Source organism: Edaphobacter lichenicola, from assembly GCF_014201315.1.
Taxonomy (GTDB): Bacteria; Acidobacteriota; Terriglobia; order Terriglobales; family Acidobacteriaceae; genus Edaphobacter; species Edaphobacter lichenicola_B.
In genome coordinates, this window is the sequence record NZ_JACHDY010000007.1 from 106,909 (window position 1) to 128,215 (window position 21,307).

The window sequence follows — 21,307 nt, forward strand, 5'->3', positions numbered from 1 at the left end:
ACGACGGTCGCGGAAGAGATTGCATCTTGACTCTGGGTTTGATGGATGGGTGCCGGAGGGCATGATTAGCGCTCTCCGGCACCCTTTCCTGGCTATCTTTCGCGGGTTGGAGACCATCGGAGGCCGCCGCCGAAGGTCTGTTTGTAGAACTCACGCTGGATCGGATTCACCGTGCTGCCATTGTAGAAACCGAAGACCTCGTTGTTCAGGTTCAACGCATAGGCCACCGCGGTGAAGCCCTTCGGCAGCCTGTAGGTTCCCTGTAGATCGACCTGCAGGTGCCCGTACAGATACGTGTCCCCATTCGGCCCTTTGATGCCGCCGCCCGAAGCGATGTAACCGGTGTTTGTTGTAGGGTCTCCTCCTGCGAACACAATCGGACCGGCATTGCTGTCGCTGTACTGATAGGAGAAGATGTTCGCCGCGTTGTAGCTCAAGCCCAGCCGAACCGACAGATTCCGCTTGTCATACGTGGGGCTGATGTTCCAGGTATGCGGAGCCTGTCGCAGCAGGTCGGGCTTATCGGTCCGCGAAATCCCGGTCGGAGTACCATCCGGATAGAGCAGTCCCGGGAAGGTGATCTGCGACGCAGAGTAGCCGTAGTTCGCCGACAACCCTGTGCCATTGAGCAACCCCGGAAGATACGTGAAGTGCTGTTGGAACGAGATCTCGAACCCGTACACATAAGCGCTTCCTGCGTTCTGCGGCTGGGTCTGAAAGGTTCCATCCGACAGCCTCGTAGTCAGCGGAATGATCGGGTCCGACAGGTGCTTGTAATAAACACCCGCCTGCAGCAGTCCGATAGGAGTGAGGCTGCGCTCATACAGCAGGTCCACGTTATCCGCATGCTCCGGCTTCAGGTTAGGGTTGCCGACACTCGAGGTCGTCCGCACACCGCCTGGGGAGATGGACGCAAACGAGACGAGGTCTGAGAAGTTAGGTCTCGACAGACCGCGTCCGTACACCAGCCGGATGCCGCTCGACGGCGTAAGCGAGTAGCGCACCGACCCACTCGGCAGCACATCGAGATACGACCCGTTCCGAGCCACGGGAGGCGAATCCGGCGTAACGTTGCCCTTGTCGGCGTCGCTCGTGTTTTCAAATCGCACTCCCACAATGATCCGGAACTTGTTCAAAGTTACCGAATCCATGAGATACCCGGCCGAGACCTTCTCTATCAAGTTGAAGTTGTTGGTCTGAACGTTCAAGTGTTTTGGATTAGAATCGGGCAGCTGGGGCGCCGACGCAACGTACGCCTGCACTTTTTGGTAGTCCACTGCCGGCCCAAATTGATACGTCTTCCCGTAGTAGTTCGGGTCTTTGAAGTCGTTCAGGAAGTTCGTCATCTGGAGAGATGGGTCGTTGGCGGCCGCCGCCGGAACTGTGTAATTCACATCCTCATTGGCGAACTTGTGCACGTTCCGGAATCGGCCTCCAAACTCGAAGGTCGACGCATGGCCGAAGAGCGTATAGGACGTTGCCAGGTCCGCACCGAAGCCCAGATCCACCTCAGGGTTGTAGTAGTGGTCCACCCTCTGGCCCGCATAGTAATACTGCGTCGGATCGTAGATATTCACGTCACTTGGGGCCACCAGCTTGGGCGTTAGAGGTTTGGAGTTATCGAGCGTGAACTGGATATTTCCATTGAGCACCGAGTCAGCTCCGGGATTGAACGTCGCATCCGAGTAGCCCTCGTCGCGCGTCCGTCCCACCGAACTCTCCACATCCCACGCCAGCAGCGACCGCCGGATCACGTGCCGCCCTCCAAACTGGACACTGCCAAGGTCCTGCACAGGGCGACGGATCTCCGCGCCGAACGCAGTATTACCCGTACCGTCCGGCTGTCCATCCGCTGTATACGTGGTCCCCACGTTGTAGTCCCAGCGATTGCCGAAGTTGTGAAACAGCGAGTACAGGCCCTTCAGATAGATACTCGATGTTTCATTGAACCGATAGTCCACCGTGCCCGCGTAGCCTGTGCGGTTGCGGTAGTACTGGTAGTCCCGGATATCATATCCGCCCAGCAGGACAGGCCCGGGCTCGACATCGTTGATGCCGCGTCCGTTCCAGTCGTACGATCCGCCGAACAACAGACCCAGCTTGTTTCCCTCCAGAAAGCGCTTTCCCAGCGTGCCATCGAACTGGTACACCGGCCGCCCACCGATGATGGGCGTGTACCCTCCGGTCGACTCCAGCGCCACGGTCGGCCGGTCGCCCGCACTCTTTGTGCGCAGGTCGACCGACCCACCGATACCGTCCCCAGGCATGCTCGCCTCGAGCGTCTTGTTGATCTGAACGGACTCGACGAGATCGGCGGGGATAATATCCAGCTTGATCTGGCGGACCGTCTCCGCCGAGGCGATGTTGACCCCATCGACCGTCACATTGGTCAGCCGCGGCTCGGTGCCGCGCACCTGCACGTACTTGCCCTCGCCCTCGTCCCGCTCGAGCGTCACGCTCGCCAGCCGCCCGATCGCATCCGCCACGTTCGCATTCGGCAGGCTCTTGATCACGTCCGCAGGCAGCACGTTGATGATGTTATCCGCGTTGAAGGTGCGGTTGATCGACTCGATCTCTCCGCCCTCGCGACCCGCATACACCTGCACATCCTGTTTGTTTGAGGCCACAACGAGCGACGCCTCCAGCCGCAGGACCTGCCCGGAAACCACGGTCACCTTTTTGGTGAAGAGCGAAAATCCTGCATACGAGACTGTCACCTCATGGTCGCCAGCACTTACACCATTCAACGTGAACTGCCCCTGTGCATCGGAGAGCGTCGAGGCCGCCCCCGGATTGATTTCTACCTTCGCGCCCTGTAGAGCGCCTCCCTGGCTATCGACTACCGAACCTGATATCAGTCCGATTCCGGTCTGCGCCGCTGCCGGGAGCGCGCAGACGAGGACGAGCATGAACATAGACACCGCGAATTGCTTCGCATAATTTCCAAGAGACATCGCCAACTCCGTTTCTTAGTGACTGGGAAGATCGCGCCCGAGGATGTGCTTTGGTTTGACGCACTGCTGTAGGAGGCACATTGCACTTTAGGGCTTCCAGTCAAACTAGGGGGAGGGTTTTGCGGAGGTGTGAACGTAGCGTAACAAGCGCGTAAAGCGGTCTTAAGGGTGGCTTAATCTTTGATAATCCAGGATTTTTGAGCGTGGACTACGGTGCCACTGAAATCTTCGGCGCCTGAGTCATTCCGCATTGTCCGCTGAGATCAGGGCCATCGTTGAAGGCTAAGACATCGCCGCCGGAGTTGACTGAAGGAAATCCCGCGTGCGAGCCATTACTATCTGCAAGTTCATACTTGAAAGACACAACGCTAACGATCCCGCAATAGGTTTAAAGCGGGACCGTTATGGCTGGCCTATCGTTCTACCGTTATCACTCTTTGGAGTGTCATGCGTAGCTGCTACGGGGCGGCTTTGAGATTTCGATCGAGCCACGGAAGGATGACCTGCTTGAAGATGCGAGGATCAGGCCAGACTCCTACCTGTCGGCCGAGATGTCCGCCCTGGGGATTGATCCACGCGTCCTTCGGGACATCGCCGCTGTCGAGGAGCTTATAGACATCGGCGATCGGGACCTGGGTGTCTTTGGTGCCAGCGAGAATCAGCATGGGCGCGGTTGGCTTGCCCAGCAGATGCTGATTGACCAGAGACATCTTCGAAAACTCGTCGATCACCTGATCCAATGTAGTTACATTTTCGAAGATGGACATCAGGGCGGGCATCTGATCGAAGAGATACTCGCGGTTGCCTACCAGAGAGTTCACGATAAAGTCTCTCTGGAAGAAGAGGTCGGTGGGTGGGGATTGGACGCTGACGCACTTGAGGCGATCTTTCTCGAGGATTGCCATCTTGGTGCCCCAGTAGGCTCCCCAGCTGACGCCGTGCATGGCGATGCGGTGGGGATCGACTTCGGGCCGGGTGTCGAGGTAGTCGATGACTTTGGAGAGGGCGCGGCCTGCGGTGGGGCTGGCTTTGACGGGAGATTGCCCGGTGCCAGGGCCGTCGACAGCGATGTAGCCGATGCCGTAGGGGAGGATGGCGGAGAAGCTCTCAGTGAGGTCTTCCTTGCGGCTATCGAGTCCGTTGACGGCGATGACCATGGGGATGCGGCCGGTGGCGCCTTTGGGTAGCCTCAGGTAGCCGATGATCTCCTTGCCTTCGAAGGGGATGTGAACCACCTCGACCGGTGGATCCATCATGCGGGCATGAGCAAGAAACGCTTCGATGCCTTTGGCGTAGGAGATTTTTTTCTTCGGTGACGAGTCGGTGGGCCAGCGGCCGAAGAAGTAGAGATGCCAGGCGCGGATGTAGTCTGCGTTGGCCTTGGCAGGATCGGTCTTTTCGAGGCTTTTGCCTTCGGCCATGTAGCGATCGGCGACTCCCATGAAGCCTTCGGCCCACTCATCCTTGTCACGGGTGTGGATGGACTTGAAGGCTTCGCGGACGTCGTTGGGATCGAGGCCGATGAGAGGATATCCGCCGACCTCTGCACGATGGACGGCCTCAACCTTGATCTCGTCTAGAGTGCGCTCCGGCGCTCCCTGGGCCAGGAGGCCGGTTGAAGAGAGCCCGGCGCAAACCGTGAGTAAAGATACGATGGTCTTGAAGTCCCTGAATGCCGAGTGCCTGGTCTTAAAGTTCCTGGTTGCCGAATGCCTGGTCTTGAAGCTCCTGGTTGCCGAGTGCATGGTTGCCACGATAGAAATTCCTCTCTTCCACAGTTTTCAAAGCAGTTGAATTTCGATGTTCGCCCTTGAGCCGAGGCCGAACGCTAGAAGGAAAGCTTGAGACCGAGCTGCACAGCGCGACTGCCCCCTGAGCCGATGACAGGATTTGAGGCAGCTACGTCTGGCGTCGCGCAACCGCAGCCGTACTGACCTGGGACGGAGGGATCGTTGTGACCCCAGCCGTTCTGGCCTCCGAAGGGATTGGCGAAGTTGGGATGGTTGGTGAAGTTGAACAGCTCCGCGCGGAACTGCGCTGCGTAGCGCTCGTGGAAGTGCCAGTTTTTATCGAGGGAGAAGTCCCAGTTTTTGTAGCCGGTGTCGCGGAAGGTATTGCGGCCCATCGTGCCGAAGGTTCCGAGTGCGGGTGGAGTCATGACGGAGTTGCCCGATCTGTAGCAGCCGGCGGTGCCCAGAGTGTCGATCGAACGCGCATGGGCCAAGCAGACTTGATCGTTGACAGCATCTGCGCCTGCCAGATAAGGGATACCGACTGCGCCTCCAGACTTGAAGTCTTTGGGATTGCCGAAGAAGTCCCAGCGGTCGACTCCTTCTCCGGTCTGACTGAGGTCGTTGCCGGTATCGATGGGACCCCAGGGTTGCGCTCCGTAGAGGCTGACGATCGAGTTGACCTGCCAGCCTTCGAGAGATTGAAGGAACGACCTTCGGCCGGGGATAGCGTAGCTGGTGGTGAGGGTGAAACGGTGGCGGATATCAAAGTCGCTGCTGGCGTACTCGCGTTGGGGATGGGCGCTGTCCTGGGGGATGCCGGACCCGGCACCGAAGTCCCAGTTTGCGCCTACGTTATCGAGCGAGTGAGAGTAGGTGTAGCCGGCGACGGCGGTGAAGTGGTGGTAGTTGCGCGCGGTCATGGTCATCTGCAGGCCGTCGTAGTTGGAGCGGTAGATGTTGCCCATCTGATAGATGAAGCTGAGATAGGGATAGAGAGCGTTGAAGGGGCGGCCGGACTGTTCGTCGTGGTTGAAGTCCGCCGAGGGAACGTTCTGGTTGATGTCGTGGATGCCGGAGAGCTTTTGCCCGTGGTTGCCTACATAAGCGGCCTCGAGCACGAGGTCGGGCCGGAAGGAGTGCTGGACGTTCAGGTTCCAGCTATAGACCTGCGGGGTGCGGAAGTTTTGCACCATGCCGAGGATGCTGCAGGGATTGGCGCCGCAGTTGATCTCGCCGCTGGGGAAGACCGTGGAGGCGCCACTGTTGTAGCCGGCGTTCCAGTTGAGGGCGGAGCCGTTGAAGTTGACGGTGCCGACGTCGATCGAACCGGCTCCCTTGCCGCCGTTGGGACCTACGCCCAGCGCGCCGGTGGGGATGGTGCTGATGCCGAGGGAGTTGTTCAAAGCGAGGAATGCCTCCCAGTTGATGGTCTCGTAGATGAGCCCGGCGCCGCCGCGCAGCACGGTTCTGCCGCTTCCTGTGATGTCCCAGGCGAAGCCCACGCGCGGGGCGAAGTTGTAGTGCTCGCCGTTGTAGGGGCCGTTGATGCCCTGCCCTACCTGGACCAGCCCTACGTTGGGATCGAAGTTGCCGAGCAGGTTGTTTGCCTCCTTGACGACGGTATTCAGTTCGTAGCGTAGGCCGAGGTTGAGGGTGAGGTTCTTGGTGAGCCGCCAGTCGTCCTGACCGAAGCCGGCGAATCCCCAGTTGTGAATCTGTCGGGTGGGATCGCCGGTAAGCAGGCTGCCGGATGCGGGCACACCGGCGAAGAAGTCCTCCAGCGGCGTGGCGCCGGGGAAGGCGTCGGTGCCGAAGCCGAACTTGATGCGTCCGCGGCCCCCGGCGTAGGCTCCGCCGGAGAAGCTATCGCGGTGTATCTCGCCGCCGAACTTGTAGGCATGTTTGCCGACGGTGTAAGAGACGTGATCGATGAACTGGAATCGGCGATCGGGACCCTGAATCTTCGGCCAGTTGAATCCGCCCAGTTCGTTGAGCGCGGGGAAGAAGTCGGAGATGTTGATGCGCGGCAGACCGAAGTACAGAGGATTGGTGACGCCGGTGTTCAGGCCGTAGGCAGAGGCCGGTTTATTGCGGTCATTGGTGAAGGTGGGCTGGTAGACGGTGTTGTAGCCGAAGCGGGCTTCGTTGAGCCAACGTGGGTTGATGATGAAGGTCCAACTCGCTCCAACGACCTCGGCGCGAGTATGGATCTGGGTTAGCCAGGCCGTCTGTAGCTCGTTGGCGTCGGAGACGGTTCCGTTGTTGTTGCCGAAGAAAAAGAGACCGCTGACCGAGTGACGCTGATTGATCTGATAGTCTGCTTTGGCTACGGCGTTGTCGGTGGTGACGTCGTTGGGCAGGCCGTAGTTGATGAACTCAGCGCCGGCGGCACTAGTGCCGTTGTTGGTGGGAAAGCCTGTGCCGTTGCAGACGATGGGCGGACCCACGGTGCAGCCTCCAATGGTGAGGCTGGGAGTGCTGGGGACGATGCCAGCCGCTTCGACCCCTGCGATGGCGTCGACAACACTGTTCTTCGGGTCGCCATTAAGCGAGACGGTGACGGGAGTGTTCAACTGGCTGATGCTCGCTACCTGATAAGTTTGCCGCTCATATCCTCCGAAGTAGAAGAGTTTGTCCTTGAGGATTGGGCCTCCAACGGTCCCGCCGAACTGCTCCAGGCTGCGGGGATTCTTCTCCCCTCCTGAGATGGGATTGAAGTAGTTGCGCGCATCCAGCGGAGTGTTTCGGCCGAAGGCATAGGCGGTTCCGTGGAGTGTATTGGTCCCGGATTTGAGCGCGACGTTGACCATGGCGCCGGGCTTCCAGCCGTACTCCGCAGGAGGATTTTCAATGAGGTTGAACTCCTGGATCGCGTCGACGGGGAGGATGGTTGCGGAGTCTCCCGCAATTCCGGCTCCATTGATGATGCTCTGTCCGGAGAACGGCTCGCTGTTGAACAGCCCGTCAATAATGTAGGCATTGTCTTCGGCGCGCAGGCCGTTGGTGCTGGTGGTGGAGAAGCCCCCGCCGGGATAACGCACGATGCCGGGACGAAGCTGGAGCAGATTCTCATAGTTGCGGCCGTTGAGTGGGAGATCGTTGATCTCCTTGTTTCCCAGCGTGCCCCCGAGGCTGGAAGAGGTCGTGTTGATGAGCGGCACCTGCATCGTGACTGTGACCGTCTCCGTGGCTGCTCCCGTCTCCAGAACAAAATCTACCTGGGCGTCGGAGGCAACTTCGATCTGAATATTCGTGCGCTCGGTCGCTTTGAAGGTTGGAGCTTCGACCCGCACCGCGTAGATGCCGGGCAGGAGGTCGGGGGCCACATACTCACCCGCCTGAGAGGTCACCAGGGAGCGCTTGGTTCCGCGCTGGACATCGGTAATCGTGACCTTGGCTCCGGCGACCAGAGCTCCGGAGGAGTCGCTGACGTCGCCCAGGATGCGGCCCGTGTTTGTCTGGGCGCCCGCGGAGATGGAGAAAGACAGGACCACGAGGGCGACAGCGACCCCTTGGATGGTTCTGGTGACAAGGCCGGCTGCTCTGTGAAGGTTCATTGCGTGTACGCCCCTTAAATTTTGGTACGACAGCTTTACCACCGCACCGCAACGCCGGTCAAGGATATTTGAAAAATAAATTATTTCTTGAAGCCGCTTGACAAACCAACTCGGACTTGCGGTATAACTGTCAGACCACAGATGCCTCTTCCCGAGGCACCACGAGAAAGGTCTTTCGAGATGGGTATTGCAAGCATCAATCCGACCACCGGCGAAGTCATGAAAACGTTTGATCCACTGACCGACAAGGAGTTGGCCACAAAGCTCGATAAGGCTGCCGCAGCATTTGTCATTCATCGAGAGACCAGCTTCGCCTATCGCGCGGAACGGATGATTAAAGCGGCAGAGATTCTCGAAGCGGAGAAAGAGCAGTTTGGCCGCATGATGAGCCTGGAGATGGGAAAACCCATCCAGTCCGCAATCGATGAGACCGTCAAATCTGCCTGGGCCTGTCGCTACTACGCCGAGCATGCCGAGCGCTTCCTGGCTGACGAAACGGTCGAGACCAGCGCAAACCGCAGCTATATTCGTTATCAACCGCTAGGGCCGATTCTCGCCATCATGCCGTGGAACTACCCCTTCTGGCAGGTGATCCGCTTTGTCGCTCCGGCGTTGATGGCGGGAAACGTCGGGCTGCTCAAGCACGCCTCCAACGTTCCGCAGAGTGCGCTGGCGGTGGAAGATGTCTTTCTTCGCGCGGGATTTGCTGAGGGAGTCTTTCAAACTTTATTGATCGGTGCCGCGAAGGTAGAGGGCATTCTGGCCGATCCGCGCATCGCCGCCGCGACGCTCACGGGAAGCGAAGGCGCTGGAGTTCAGGTCGGCATCTCTGCAGCCAAAGCCATCAAAAAAGTCGTGCTGGAGCTGGGCGGGAGCGACCCCTACATCGTGATGAAGTCGGCCAACTTTGCCGAAGCGGTTGCAACAGCAGTCAAGGCGCGTGTCGCGAATAATGGCCAGTCCTGCATCGCAGCCAAGAGATTCATCGTGGAGGAGTCGATCGCCGACAGGTTTGAGGAGGAGTTTGTTGCGCGCATGGAGGCGTTGAAGGTTGGGGATCCGTTGGATCGGACGACGGAGCTCGGACCGCTGGCCTCGACCAGTGCCGTCGACGATCTGCACCGCGACGTGCAGAAGTCAGTCGATGCGGGCGCAAGGCTGCTGACTGGAGGCAAGCCGATTCCAGGCAAGGGCAGTTTTTATCCTCCGACCGTGCTGACCGACATTCCACGCGACTCCCCCGCCTACAGCGAAGAGTTCTTCGGCCCGGTTGCGACGATCTTTCGCGTGAAGGATGTAGAGGAGGCAATCCACATCGCCAACGACACGCGCTTCGGTCTGGGTGCGAGTGTGTGGACCCAAGACGAGGCAGAACGAGACCACCTGATCCAGGAGTTGGAGGCGGGGATGGTCTTCGTCAACAAGATGGTCGCCTCCGACCCGCGGGTGCCGTTTGGCGGGGTCAAGCAGTCTGGATTCGGACGTGAACTTGGGCCCTTCGGCATTCGCGAGTTCACGAATGTCAAAACGGTATGGATTGAAAAGTAGACGGCATCGACAGCAATTTTGCTCTATATTGGCATTTTGGTATAACCAATTGACCTTTAGTGTTATCTAACCCAATAAAGCATTTGGCCTATTGGTATAACCAAGTACCCAAACGGAAATCATCTTACTGAAATGGCAATTTCAACCCATGGCGTCCTGTATAGTGTTTCGACCACGACCACCCTCAAGAGTGGCCAGACGAAAGGGATTCCCATGTACAAAGTAGTCCGAACCGCGAGACTTTACGAGCAGATCGTGCAGCAGATCGAGCAGTCGATCAAGGATGGAAAGCTGAAACCCGGTGACCAGCTTCCGGCAGAACGGGAGTTAGCTCTGGAGTTCGGCGTCAGCCGCACGGCGGTGCGCGAAGCCGTCAAGACCTTGAGCGAGAAGGGGCTGGTCGAGGCGTACTCAGGCCGCGGTACGTTTGTCAGCACGGGAAAGTCCCAGGCGATACGCCATTCCCTCAACTCCTTTCTCAAGAGCGGCGACCTCGAAGACTCTGACTATGTTGCGGAGATGCGCGAGATTCTGGAGCCCGAGTTCACGGCACTGGCTGCAACGCGCATTGAAGAGCAGCACCTGATCATGATGCGAGAGGCTGTTGCGGTGATGGACCGCAGCATGAAAAATCCTGACGCTTATATTGAAGCCGATCTCGACTTCCATCTGGCGCTGGCGGAGGCCGCTGGAAATCCGCTCATCCTGTCCTTGCTTGATTCGCTCGTAGGGGTCCTGCGCGAGCAGCGGCTGGGAATCTTTGCCGTTACCGGTGGCCCGGAGCGCGGTCAGGTCCATCACAAACTCATCCTTGAAGCGATCGAAAAACGAAGTGCCAGCAGTGCACGCAAAGCGATGCGTGCTCACTTGCAGCAGGTACATCAGGATTCGAAGGTTTCTGCAGTTATGAAAAATAAATCACCTAAGAGGCAATCCTCTTAAAACGAAAGGCAGAATCGAATGGCGAACCTCGGGTTTATTGGCCTTGGAGTAATGGGAAGCGAGATGGTGGACCGGCTCCTGGCCAAGGGCCACTCAGTGACCGGGTACAACCGGACACGGTCCAAAGCGGAACGACTTATCGCAAAGGGAATGAAGTTCGCCGAGTCTCCGCGCGAGGTCGCCGAAGCAGCCGATGTGGTTCTGAGCATGGTCACAAATGGCTCGGCGTTGAAGGGTATTGCGGAGGGCCCGAATGGTTTCCTCGCCGGCCTTCGCGCAGGAAAGATCCTGGTCGACATCAGCACCGTTGGGCCGGACCTGAGCCGTGAGATCGCAGAAAAGGTTCGGGCTCTGGGCGCCGATATGCTGGATGCCCCTGTCTCCGGAAGCGTCATTACTCTTCAGCAAGGCAATCTCTCCGTGATGGTAGGCGGAAGGGCTGAGACCTTCGAGAAGGTCAAGCCGATCCTGTTGGATATAGGCCCCAAGGTGACGCACGTTGGCGGCAATGGACTGGCACTGTCCATGAAGATTGCTTCGAATCTGAGCCTTGCCGTGCAGATGCTGGCCTTCTCCGAAGGCGTGCTGCTGGCAGAGAAGAGCGGCATCAAGCGCGAAGTCGCCGTGGACGTGCTCACTCACAGCGCCATCGCCTCTCCCATGATCAAGTACCGCGGGCCCTTCGTTCTGCAACAGCCGGAGGAGGCCTGGTTCGACGTAAACATGATGCAGAAGGATATGTTGCTGGCGCTGGATCTGGGACGGCAGCTGAATGTGCCGCTCCCTACCACTGCCGTTACCAATGAATTTCTAACTGCTGCACGGGCCTTGAACTGGGCCAAGCTGGACTTCGCCGTAATCTTCGATGTTCTCGCGAAACTATCTGGCATCGACACAGGAGTTGGAAGATGACACCTCAAACCGAAGAAGCCGTGAACACGTTCAGCAAAGAACTGGCGCTCCATGCCTATCGACAGATGCTCCGTATCCGCATGTTCGAAGAGCAGGTGAATGAGCTCTATACGCGTGCGTTGATGCCGGGCCTCGCTCACCTGTATAGCGGCGAAGAGGCCATCGCTGTTGGCATCTGCGAAGCTCTCAAAAAGGAAGACTACGTCACCAGCACGCATCGTGGTCATGGCCACTGCTTAGCAAAAGGTGCTACACCAAATCTCATGTTTGCCGAGCTGCTGGGGAAGGAAGCGGGGTACTGCCATGGCAAAGGCGGCTCCATGCATATCGCCGATCCGGCGACTGGCAATCTGGGCGCCAATGCGATCGTCGGTGGCAGCATGGGCATCGCGACCGGCGCCGCCTTCTCATCGAAGTACCTGAAGAATGACCTGGTTGCTGTCTGCTTCTTTGGCGAAGGAGCACTCGGTCAGGGTCTGCTCTATGAGGTGCTCAACATCGCTCAGCTTTGGAAGCTCCCTGTTATTTACGTCTGCGAAAACAACCTTTACAACGAGTACACCCACTACAGTGAGACCACGGCAGGAGACATCTGCGCGCGAGCCACCGCCTTTGGCGTGAAGGCCGAGACCGTAGATGGCCAGGATGTGCAGGCCGTCTACAGCAAGGCCAAACAACTCATTGACGATGCGAGAGCAGGCGGCGGTCCGGCTTTTCTTCTCTGCAACACGTATCGTTACACCGGCCATCACGTGGGCGACATCAATCGCGATTACTACCGCACCAAGCAGGAAGAGCAGGAGTGGAAGACGCGCCGGGACCCCATCCTGCTTCACGGCGAGCGGCTGCTTCACGAAGGGTTCACGGATAAGGCAACGCTCGACGCACTTGAGAGCGAAGTAAGAGAAGAGATGAAAGCCGCTGTGGAGTTTGCGATCGCTGCTCCCTACCCAGCCTTAGAAGAAGTGGAGATGCACGTCTATGCCTGATACTACTGATCGTGAATTGACCTTTGCACAGGCCGTCAGGGAGGCGCTCGCGGAAGAGATGCGTCACGACTCGCGAGTCTGCATCCTAGGCGAGGACGTGGCCGAAGCAGGCACCCCCTTCAAAGTGTTATCTGGGCTCGTCGAAGAGTTCGGAACCAATCGCGTCTTTGACACCCCGATCTCTGAGGCAGGTTTTACGGGCATAGCCGTGGGCGCCGCCATGACTGGGATTCGTCCCGTGGTCGACATCATGTTCGGGGACTTTCTCACCCTGACGATGGACCAGATGGTCAATCAGGCTGCGAAGATCCACTACATGTCGGGGGGCAAGTGGAAGGTGCCGATGGTTCTACGCACAACGCTCGGAGCGAGTCGGCGCTCTGCCGCTCAACATTCGCAGTCGCTCCACGCATGGCTATGCCACGTGCCGGGACTGAAGGTTGTGATTCCATCTACTCCGGCCGACGCAAAAGGCCTTTTGAAGACCGCGATTCGCGATGAGAATCCCGTCATCTTCTTCGAAGACAAGATGATGCACCACAAGTTGAAAGGCCCCGTACCGACCGGAGAGTACACGATCCCTCTCGGCGTTGCGGAGGTGAAGCGCATCGGCAAAGACATCTCACTGATAGCGACCAGCAGTATGGTTCAGGTAGCTTTGGGCGCGGCAGATATGCTCGCGGAGATCGGCATCAGCGCAGAGGTCGTCGACCCGCGAACCCTCTGGCCGCTCGATGAAAAGACGCTCATCGACTCCGCAAAGAAGACGTCGCGGGCCATTGTGATTGATGAAGGGTACGGCCGCTATGGTGTGACCTCGGAGTTGGCTTCGGTGATCTCGGAAGGTGCTTTTTATGATCTCGACGGCCCGGTACTTCGCATGGGAGCGATGCATGTTCCTATCCCCTTCTCACCGCCGCTTGAGGACCTGACCGTACCGACCGAGAAGATGCTCTTTGATGCGGCGAAGAAGCTTTGCAGCAAATCGTAAGACAAGAAACGGGAGAAGCAACAATGGCACAGCCGACTTACGGAACCATGGGAGTTGATTGGGAGCAACGAATCGATTTTGATCGTCTTCGTGTGGAGAGACTCCAGCGCGCGAAGAACCTGCTTGCGAAGTCTGAGATGGGCGCACTGCTCTGCTTCGACATGAACAATGTGCGTTATCTCACGTCCACGCACATTGGCACATGGGCCCAGGACAAGGCGAACCGGTTCGTCCTGCTTCCACAGAACGATGAGCCTATCCTGTGGGACTTCGGCTCCGCCGCACGACATCATCAACTGCACTGTCCTTGGCTCGGAGAACGCTCGCGGCCGGGTATCTCCATGTTGCGCGGCACGATGTCTCCTGAACACGGTCGTGCGGAGGACGTCGCGAAGAAGATTCGCATTGAGCTGGAGATGCGCGGCCTGCATAAAGAGCCGGTAGGAATCGACATCATCGAACTGCCAGTTCTGTTTGCCTTGCAGCGCGAGGGCATCACCGTCATCGATGGTCAGCAATTGATGTCCGAGGCCCGCGTCATCAAGACCAAGGATGAGATTGCGCTTCTCAACACCTCTGCCTCCATGGTTGATGCGGCCTATCACGAGCTTTACATGGCGATGAAGCCGGGCATGCGGGAGAACGAAGCTGTGGGCCTGGTAAGCAAGGTGCTCTACGACCTTGGCTCAGAGTACGTCGAGGCGGTCAACGCCATCTCCGGCGAACGATGCAATCCTCATCCGCACGTCTTCTCCGACAGAATCATGCGCCCTGGCGATCCTGTCTACTACGACATTCTTCACTCTTACATGGGCTATCGGACATGTTATTACCGCACCTTCTCGATCGGCTACTCGTCCCACGCGATGGTCGATGCCTACAAGAGATGCCGAGACTATCTGGATGCCGCGATTGATCTGATTCGTCCTGGTCGCTCGACCGGCGACGTAGCCGCAGTGTGGCCGAAGGCGCAGGACTTCGGCTTCCCGAATGAAGAGGCGGCGTTCGCCCTTCAGTACGGGCACGGCATCGGACTCGCGATATGGGAGAAGCCGGTCATCAGCCGCCTCGTCTCGTTGGATCATCCGCAGGAGATCAAGCCTGGCATGGTCTTTGCCCTCGAGACGTACTGGCCCTCGAAGGATGGCTGGAGCGCGGCTCGAATCGAAGAAGAGATTGTTGTTACGGAGACCGGCCATGAGGTGATTACGCGCTTCCCTGCCGAGAAGCTTCTAGTCGCCGGCGCGCATTACTACACGGTCGGCGGTCCGCTTCCCACCGTGCGAGAGACGGAAGTAGAACCTAGTTCCGATGTTCGCAACCTGGTTGCAGCCAGCGCACAAAAAGAGAGGATCGGGAGCTAACGCTGCGGCCTTAGGGCCATGCGTATCCCAACAAACTATGGCTATCAGCGTAGTAATGCCCGCACTCGAGATGGCGCAGGAGACAGGAAAGCTTGTCTCCTGGCTCAAGAAGGAAGGCGACAAGGTCTCGAAGGGGGACTTGTTGCTTGAGATCGAAACCGATAAGGCCGTGATGGAAGTTGAGGCCACTGCCGACGGCGTTCTCGGTGGAATCACCGGCGAAGTAGGGACCGACATCCCAGTCGGCCAGACCATTGCCTGGATTCTGAAGCCAGGAGAAGAGGTGCCGGCTGAGGCAAAACCTCACACGCCTGCGGTCGCTCCAGTTGCCGAAGCAGTCTACAGCTCCGACGAAACTTCTCCACAGTCGGTGACTGCTAACCCCGCCGGAAGAGTCTCTCCGAAGGCGCGCCGGCTCGCGAAAGACAACGGCATCGATCTCACTTCGGTGCGGGGTTCAGGCGATGGTGGGGAGATTCTCGCCTCCGACATACAGGCACTCATCGATGGTGCTCCTAAGAACGTTCCCGCTCCTGCTGCTCAACACGAATCACTCTCTTCCATCGGCCGCCTCATGGCCGAACGAACAGTGCAAAGCTGGACCACAGTCCCGCACTTCTTCCTGCAGCGAGAGGTGGATGCAACCGCGTTGAATTCACTACGCGCAACTCTTGGGCCTGAAGTCGAACGGTCCTCGGGAGTGAAGCTCACGCATACCGACATCCTTGTCGCGCTCGTGGCTCGCGCCCTGGCCCGGCATCCGCGCGTCAATGCCAGCTGGATCGAAAATGGAATCCGTCTCAACCCTGACGTGAACGTCTCCATTGCGATGGCCGTCGAGGACGGTGTCGTAGCACCTGTGGTCCACAACGCAAACACTGCGACGCTGGGTGAGATCGCCAAACAACGTCGCGAATTGACGGACCGGGCGAAAGCAGGTCGCCTCCGCCCCACAGACTTTACAGGCGGGACCTTCACGGTCAGCAATCTGGGGATGTTCCACATCGATTCCTTTTGCGCCATCATCACTCCGCCACAGGCCGCAATCCTGGCCGTGGGTCAAATCGTCGAGAGAGCAGTCGCCGTGGATGGAGTCATCGTTGTGCGGCCAATCTTCAGCTTGACGATCTCCTGCGACCATCGTGTGTTGGACGGGGCAAAGGCCGCGACTTTCCTGCATGACCTTGCTGAGTCGATCCGTGAACCCGGCCTTTGGCTGAAGTAGTGCCTCTGACATTGAGAGGCGCGCGACCTAGGCACGGACTTTCTCGGACGACCGTAGGATGAGGCATAAAACATGGAAAGCGTCGATGTAGAGCAGCTCCCTGTAAGTGCAGGGACTGAATCGAAGGGTAAGACCCCTTTTTATTTTACTTTCTGGTTCCAGGTTCTCGTAGCTGTTGCGTTGGCGATTTGCCTGGGCTACTTCAGTCCTGCTCGCGCCATCGCCATGAAGCCGCTTGGTGACGGCTTCATCCGCCTGATCACGATGATCATCACGCCGATCATCTTCTGCACCGTCGTCTCGGGCATAGCCGGCATGCAGGACTTGAGGAAGGTCGGCCGAGTTGGCGGCAAGGCACTGCTCTACTTCGAGGTTGTCTCGACAATCGCGCTGTTGATAGGGCTTGTAGTGGGCAACGTGGTGCATCCAGGGGGCGACTTCCGCGTCGATCCAGCCTCTCTCGACGCAAAGGCCGTCTCGAGCTATGTGGGCCAGACCAAAGCCATGGGCGTCACGGACTTCCTGATGCATATCATCCCAACCACAGTGGTCGACGCCTTTGCCAAAGGAGACATACTGCAGGTGCTGCTGGTCGCCCTGCTCTTCGGCTTTGCCCTGTCCTCGCTGGGGAAGCGCGCGACCCCCCTGCTGGCGCTGCTCGACACGGTGACGCAGGCGGTCTTCGCCGTCGTCAACATTCTCGTGCGCCTCGCTCCGATCGGCGCCTTTGGTGCGATGGCTTTCACCGTAGGCAAGTACGGCATCGCCTCGCTCGGGCCACTTCTCAAACTGATCGCGACGTTCTACCTCACCTCCATCTTCTTCGTCGTCGTTGTGCTCGGCGGCATTGCGCTGGTCGCGGGCTTTAACATCTTCAGGTTCCTGATCTATATCAAAGAAGAGATTATTCTGGTGCTCTCGGTGGTCTCCTCCGAAGCTGCCATGCCTACGCTGATGGAGAAGCTCGAGGCGGTAGGCTGCTCCAAGGCGCTCGTGGGGCTCGTAGTGCCGACCGGTTACATCTTCAACACGGACGGCACCGCGCTCTACATGACCCTCGCCGCTCTATTTGTTGCACAGGCTACTGGAACCCACCTCACGCTCATGCAGCAGCTCACCATCTTTGCCGTTGCCATCCTCACCTCAAAGGGCGCGAGCGGTGTGCAGGGAGCATCCTTCATCGCGCTAGTCGCTACCTTGTCCGTGGTGCCGACGATCCCCGTGGCCGGCATGGCGCTCATCCTCGGCATCGACCGCTTCATGGCGATGTTCCGCGCAGTGGTCAACATGATCGGCAGCGGCGTGGCAACTCTGGTCATCGCGCGCTGGGAAAACGAAGTCGACGCTGCCACGTTGGGCAGCCGCATGTAGTGCAACATTCGCTTTTTGGGAGAAACCATGGCTCACGCAGTGATCAAGCTCGAAGAAGATAACTTTTCCATTCCCGAAGGTTATGGCCGACATGCCAAGGGCTACTCGCGAGTCTCATTTATCGACCATTCGACCTCTGCGGCAGCCGTCCACATGGCCCATCAAATCGTCCAACTCGAACCCGGAGGCTATCTCGAGCAGTGCGTGCTCGCCTATGAGAAAAGCCTTTACGTTCTGGAAGGTGAGATGGACTTGATGATGGATGGCCGCAGCTACCGCATGGGACCGGGCGATTACGCCCTGATTCTAGTGGGCTCGGCACATGCGTTGAGATCAAGCAGCGGCACGCGCGCGCGCTGGATGGAGATGATTGCTCCACAGCCTCTGGCCAAGGCCGTAGGGCAGGATACCTTTTTCGTTGACGACTTCGATTGGCCTAAGAAGATTGAGCGCTTCGATAAAGGGGACGCTCGCACCCGTTTTGTAGGACACTTTGAAGATGCTCAGCTGCCACCGCCCGGCAACCTGCAGATGGACGGATACACCGGAGACGGTGCGCGCCTGATCAGCCAGAAGATGATGGTCGATCGCAACTTTGGATCGGCCCACATGACGATGTTCGTCGTGGAATTTGCGGAAGGCGGCGGTGGTTCACACCACACACATCCCTTCGAGGAGTCTTACTACTTTGTTTCGGGCATGGCCGACTGTGAATTTGAAGGCAAGAAGTACATCGTAGAGCCCGGAACGTTATGTTGGACCGGAGTCGGTGCGAAGCATGCAATCTACACGCGAGGATCTGAACCACTCCGGTTCATTGAGACGCAGACGCCTCAACCTCCAGCGCGCCAGGCCTTCCGGTTCGATTCTGAGTGGCGCAAAATGCGTGAAAGATATCCGGACTGACAGGTGCGGATCGAGTGATCCGCAATAAGAAACAGTGATGAGCCTGGCAAGCGAGACCAGACCCATCATTGAGGAGCGTCAAGTCGCTGAGCTCAGGCCGTCGGGCTCTCCAGTATCTGAGCCAGCGCATGCAGCCGCCTGGCGTCCTCCGGATTCTTTGCGTCCGATGCGCTCGTTTCCACAGACGCCGCCATCCCATGCAACTTTGCCAGATCCTTCTTGCCAAGGTGCGACCTCTGCGTCCGCACAATCGCCTTATTCAAATCAGCAATCCGCGCTGACGACAGTGCCTGCGAGCGCCCCAGCTGATCGAGATATGCTCGCGCCACTGTCAGTTGAGACGGCCACGCAACCTTCTGCTGGTTCTGCACGTTCAACTCGCTGACCTTCACAAGACTGGCCGCATCAATCTCATTCTGTGTCAGAAATTTGCTTGGCACCAGCTTGAACACATCGAGGCCGCGCGCAATCTCCGATCCATAAATGTAGCCGTTGTACCAGTACGCAGACCAGTCTCCCCCCAGGACCAACGCCTTGGCATCGACGGGCCCGCGATCGAAGTAAGCGATCTCGTACGGATGCGCCGCGTCCGTAAAGTCCATCACCGAAATACCGCCCTGATACCACGCCTGGACCTCGATATCACGCCCGGGCACCGGTATGAGTGAGCCGTTGTGAGCGACGCAGTTTTCCGTCTCCGTCTGTGCGGCCGGCATCTTGTAGTAGCTTGCGAACGACAGCTTGTCGTCCTTCAAGTTGAAGATCGCATCCGCTCCCCACCTGTTCGGATCCGTCGGACGGCAGCGTGGCTGCAGACCTCCTCCCCACTCATCGGTGAACACCACTTTCGTTCCGTCGTTCGAGAAAGACGCCGAGTGCCAGTACGAGTAGTTCGGATCGTTCACTGCATCCACGCGCTTCGGATGCACAGGGTCTCTGATGTCGAGCAGAATGCCATTCCCCGAACATGCCCCAGCCGCGAGTCCGAAAGCCGAATACACCGTGATGTCATGGCACTGGTTGGTGTCCGCAGGCTTCTCCGCCTTCTTGTCGTGGCTGCCACCATTGTTCAAGCCGTTCAAAGCGCCCGTGCGCGCATCGATAAAGACTCGCGGACTCGAAACCACCTTAGCCTGCTGCGGTGCGGCAAGCGGCACCTTGATCACGTCGATCCGGAACAGCGAAGTATTCGGGTCCTTCTCCGGCTTCTCCTCCCGCGAGCAGCCCGCGAGTTCCTCACTCTGCCGCACAAACGACGTTCCCGAAACATAGATGTAGACGTTGTCCTTATCGTTCGGATCCACGACCAGCGTATGCGTGTGCGACCCGCGGCAGGTCTGTACCGCCGCCACCTGCTTCGGATTCTTGATGTCCGAGATATCGAAGACTCTCACACCGCGAAAACGATCAGGGCTCGCCGTCGGAATCCGGTGGTCCTTCTCATGCCCCGGCTCCGGCGGGGGCAGCGGCGGAAATCCCTGCACTCCGCAGTCCAGTCGTCCATTCGGCATCTCCACCGACATGAACAGCAGGTTCCCATACACAGAAACATCTCCCTGCCCGCCCGGACACACCAGCGTGGTAATCAGCGAAACCTTCGCCGGGTTCGAGATGTCATAGAAGCTCACGCCATAGAAGTTGCCCTGGAACAGATGCGTTCCCTGAAACGCAAAGTCGGAGTTTGCGAAGGCAAGCTGCGCAATCACCAGCTGCATGGGCTTCGGGATCTTATCCCTGTTACCCACCCCTATCAGGTCCAGGCTCTTCTGAACCGCAGGATCGTCCGGATTCGTAGACGATAGTTGAAACGCATTAGGCTTCTTCACAAACGCGAGGTGCTCCATCCCCATCGCAGTCTCACCCGCGTCATAGAGTCCCGGCTTCAACCCCACGCGCGGATCGTTCATCGTCGACCCCGTCATACCCGGCGGCAGCGGTACAGCCGGTTTCGGCGTGAACGGATTGTCTTCTTCCTCAGCAGCGGCCTTCGCAGCCGGAGCAGCCGGAGCCTGCGCCCGCAAAGCTACCCAACTGGAACACACCATAGCCGCGCCAAAGGCCACACCGGCCAAACGGAAAGCGAGAGACTGCATACGATTCATCGTTTCTCCTTCAACATATCCTGCATAATTCCAATCTCGGCGCGTTGCGTGTTGTCTGCGTCCGTGGCGAAGTCGAACAGCTCCGCATCCTGCCCCGCACCGGGCGTATCGAACAACTGCTTGACCATCACCAGCGCGCCGTTGTGATGCTGAATCATTCCCGTCAAAAACAGCCGGTCGAACTCCGCTCCACTGGCCTGTCGCAGCGCCTCCATCTGCTTCGACGTCAGCATCCCCGGCATGGCCGGCATCGGACTGCCGCTTCTGTCCATATCCGGCATCCCCGGCATGGCCGCCGACATAGTCATAGCCACAGGCTCCCCGCGCGCCCTCAGCCACCGCTTCATGAACTTCATCTCATCCGCCTGCGAAAGGCCGATGCGCGCCCCCAGCGAACGGATCTCTTTGTTCTCCGTATGCGACGGAATCAGCGCCGTCATCTCGACCGCTTGCCCGTGGTGCATGATCATGCCCTGCATGAACTCGACATCAGCCTGCGATCTTTGCGGAGCCGTCGCGGTGGTAGAGGACGGCAGCCGCCTGCTCGGAGTTCCCGGCGCGCCCGGCTGCACCACCGGAGCCGAACTCGGCTGTGCCTGCTGAGCATGAACCGGAGCAGATGGCACACTACAAAGCGCCACAGCCGAAAGCCATCCACCGAACGCCACAAATCTGGTCGCCATAGTCCGCGGTCTGCGGCTGCGACCAATAGA

Annotated in this window: 14 protein-coding genes; 9 read left to right on the top strand and 5 right to left on the bottom strand. The window is 58.5% G+C overall.

Annotated elements, in window-relative coordinates; genetic code table 11:
• Positions 1-92 precede the first annotated feature (92 nt).
• From HDF09_RS19115 to HDF09_RS19125, 3 genes are all read right to left on the bottom strand, one after another.
• The gene (locus tag HDF09_RS19115) at positions 93-2,954 is read right to left on the bottom strand and encodes a TonB-dependent receptor (protein WP_183769064.1); all 2,862 of its coding nucleotides are present in this window, start codon (positions 2,952-2,954) and stop codon (positions 93-95) included.
• Between the two features lie 458 nt (positions 2,955-3,412).
• Positions 3,413-4,699, bottom strand: coding sequence for an alpha/beta hydrolase family protein (locus tag HDF09_RS19120; protein WP_260181823.1), 1,287 nt, complete (start codon positions 4,697-4,699; stop codon positions 3,413-3,415).
• A gap of 83 nt (positions 4,700-4,782) precedes the next feature.
• Positions 4,783-8,244, bottom strand: a complete 3,462-nt coding sequence (locus HDF09_RS19125) for a TonB-dependent receptor (RefSeq protein WP_183769066.1) — start codon at positions 8,242-8,244, stop codon at positions 4,783-4,785.
• Positions 8,245-8,424: 180 nt separating this feature from the next.
• On the opposite strand from HDF09_RS19125, the gene HDF09_RS19130 reads away from it, so the two are divergent.
• The 9 genes from HDF09_RS19130 (at position 8,425) to HDF09_RS19170 (ending at position 18,492) form a co-directional block, all read left to right on the top strand.
• Positions 8,425-9,792: an NAD-dependent succinate-semialdehyde dehydrogenase gene (locus tag HDF09_RS19130; RefSeq protein WP_183769067.1), complete on the top strand. Its 1,368-nt coding sequence runs from the start codon at positions 8,425-8,427 to the stop codon at positions 9,790-9,792.
• Between the two features lie 132 nt (positions 9,793-9,924).
• Entirely contained in the window at positions 9,925-10,734 is an 810-nt protein-coding gene (locus HDF09_RS19135; protein ID WP_183769068.1) for a FadR/GntR family transcriptional regulator, read from the top strand.
• Positions 10,735-10,752: 18 nt separating this feature from the next.
• Positions 10,753-11,646 carry an NAD(P)-dependent oxidoreductase gene (locus tag HDF09_RS19140; RefSeq protein WP_183769069.1) on the top strand — a complete coding sequence of 298 codons (894 nt, stop codon included), beginning with the start codon at positions 10,753-10,755 and terminating at the stop codon, positions 11,644-11,646.
• Positions 11,643-12,635, top strand: a complete 993-nt coding sequence (locus HDF09_RS19145; protein ID WP_183769070.1) for a thiamine pyrophosphate-dependent dehydrogenase E1 component subunit alpha — start codon at positions 11,643-11,645, stop codon at positions 12,633-12,635. Before HDF09_RS19140 ends, HDF09_RS19145 begins: the two co-directional genes overlap by 4 nt.
• Positions 12,628-13,626, top strand: coding sequence for an alpha-ketoacid dehydrogenase subunit beta (locus HDF09_RS19150; RefSeq protein ID WP_183769071.1), 999 nt, complete (start codon positions 12,628-12,630; stop codon positions 13,624-13,626). Before HDF09_RS19145 ends, HDF09_RS19150 begins: the two co-directional genes overlap by 8 nt.
• Before the next feature lie 23 nt (positions 13,627-13,649).
• On the top strand, positions 13,650-14,990 hold the full coding sequence (locus tag HDF09_RS19155) for a M24 family metallopeptidase (RefSeq protein ID WP_183769072.1): 1,341 nt from the start codon (positions 13,650-13,652) through the stop codon (positions 14,988-14,990).
• 55 nt (positions 14,991-15,045) lie between these two features.
• On the top strand, positions 15,046-16,215 hold the full coding sequence (locus HDF09_RS19160) for a dihydrolipoamide acetyltransferase family protein (RefSeq protein ID WP_183769073.1): 1,170 nt from the start codon (positions 15,046-15,048) through the stop codon (positions 16,213-16,215).
• 72 nt (positions 16,216-16,287) lie between these two features.
• On the top strand, positions 16,288-17,586 hold the full coding sequence (dctA, locus tag HDF09_RS19165) for a C4-dicarboxylate transporter DctA (protein ID WP_183769074.1): 1,299 nt from the start codon (positions 16,288-16,290) through the stop codon (positions 17,584-17,586).
• Between the two features lie 27 nt (positions 17,587-17,613).
• A complete protein-coding gene (locus tag HDF09_RS19170; protein ID WP_183769075.1) occupies positions 17,614-18,492 on the top strand; it encodes a cupin domain-containing protein in 879 nt (292 codons plus the stop codon).
• 92 nt (positions 18,493-18,584) lie between these two features.
• Here HDF09_RS19170 and HDF09_RS19175 read toward each other — a convergent pair whose 3' ends face one another.
• Both HDF09_RS19175 and HDF09_RS19180 read right to left on the bottom strand, forming a co-directional pair.
• Positions 18,585-20,594, bottom strand: a complete 2,010-nt coding sequence (locus HDF09_RS19175; protein ID WP_183769076.1) for an LVIVD repeat-containing protein — start codon at positions 20,592-20,594, stop codon at positions 18,585-18,587.
• Positions 20,591-21,277 carry a DUF305 domain-containing protein gene (locus tag HDF09_RS19180; protein WP_183769077.1) on the bottom strand — a complete coding sequence of 229 codons (687 nt, stop codon included), beginning with the start codon at positions 21,275-21,277 and terminating at the stop codon, positions 20,591-20,593. The genes HDF09_RS19175 and HDF09_RS19180 overlap by 4 nt, the downstream gene beginning before the upstream one ends.
• Positions 21,278-21,307: the final 30 nt, after the last annotated feature.

Coding starts and splice junctions, on each gene's coding strand:
- HDF09_RS19170 (WP_183769075.1), top strand. CDS start 17,614: ATGGCTCACGCAGTGATCAAGCTCGAAGAAGATAACTTTTCCATTCCC.
- HDF09_RS19175 (WP_183769076.1), bottom strand. CDS start 20,594: ATGAATCGTATGCAGTCTCTCGCTTTCCGTTTGGCCGGTGTGGCCTTT.
- HDF09_RS19160 (WP_183769073.1), top strand. CDS start 15,046: ATGCCCGCACTCGAGATGGCGCAGGAGACAGGAAAGCTTGTCTCCTGG.
- HDF09_RS19145 (WP_183769070.1), top strand. CDS start 11,643: ATGACACCTCAAACCGAAGAAGCCGTGAACACGTTCAGCAAAGAACTG.
- HDF09_RS19120 (WP_260181823.1), bottom strand. CDS start 4,699: ATGCACTCGGCAACCAGGAGCTTCAAGACCAGGCATTCGGCAACCAGG.
- HDF09_RS19140 (WP_183769069.1), top strand. CDS start 10,753: ATGGCGAACCTCGGGTTTATTGGCCTTGGAGTAATGGGAAGCGAGATG.
- HDF09_RS19155 (WP_183769072.1), top strand. CDS start 13,650: ATGGCACAGCCGACTTACGGAACCATGGGAGTTGATTGGGAGCAACGA.
- dctA (WP_183769074.1), top strand. CDS start 16,288: ATGGAAAGCGTCGATGTAGAGCAGCTCCCTGTAAGTGCAGGGACTGAA.
- HDF09_RS19130 (WP_183769067.1), top strand. CDS start 8,425: ATGGGTATTGCAAGCATCAATCCGACCACCGGCGAAGTCATGAAAACG.
- HDF09_RS19125 (WP_183769066.1), bottom strand. CDS start 8,244: ATGAACCTTCACAGAGCAGCCGGCCTTGTCACCAGAACCATCCAAGGG.
- HDF09_RS19150 (WP_183769071.1), top strand. CDS start 12,628: ATGCCTGATACTACTGATCGTGAATTGACCTTTGCACAGGCCGTCAGG.
- HDF09_RS19135 (WP_183769068.1), top strand. CDS start 9,925: ATGGCAATTTCAACCCATGGCGTCCTGTATAGTGTTTCGACCACGACC.
- HDF09_RS19115 (WP_183769064.1), bottom strand. CDS start 2,954: ATGTCTCTTGGAAATTATGCGAAGCAATTCGCGGTGTCTATGTTCATG.
- HDF09_RS19180 (WP_183769077.1), bottom strand. CDS start 21,277: ATGGCGACCAGATTTGTGGCGTTCGGTGGATGGCTTTCGGCTGTGGCG.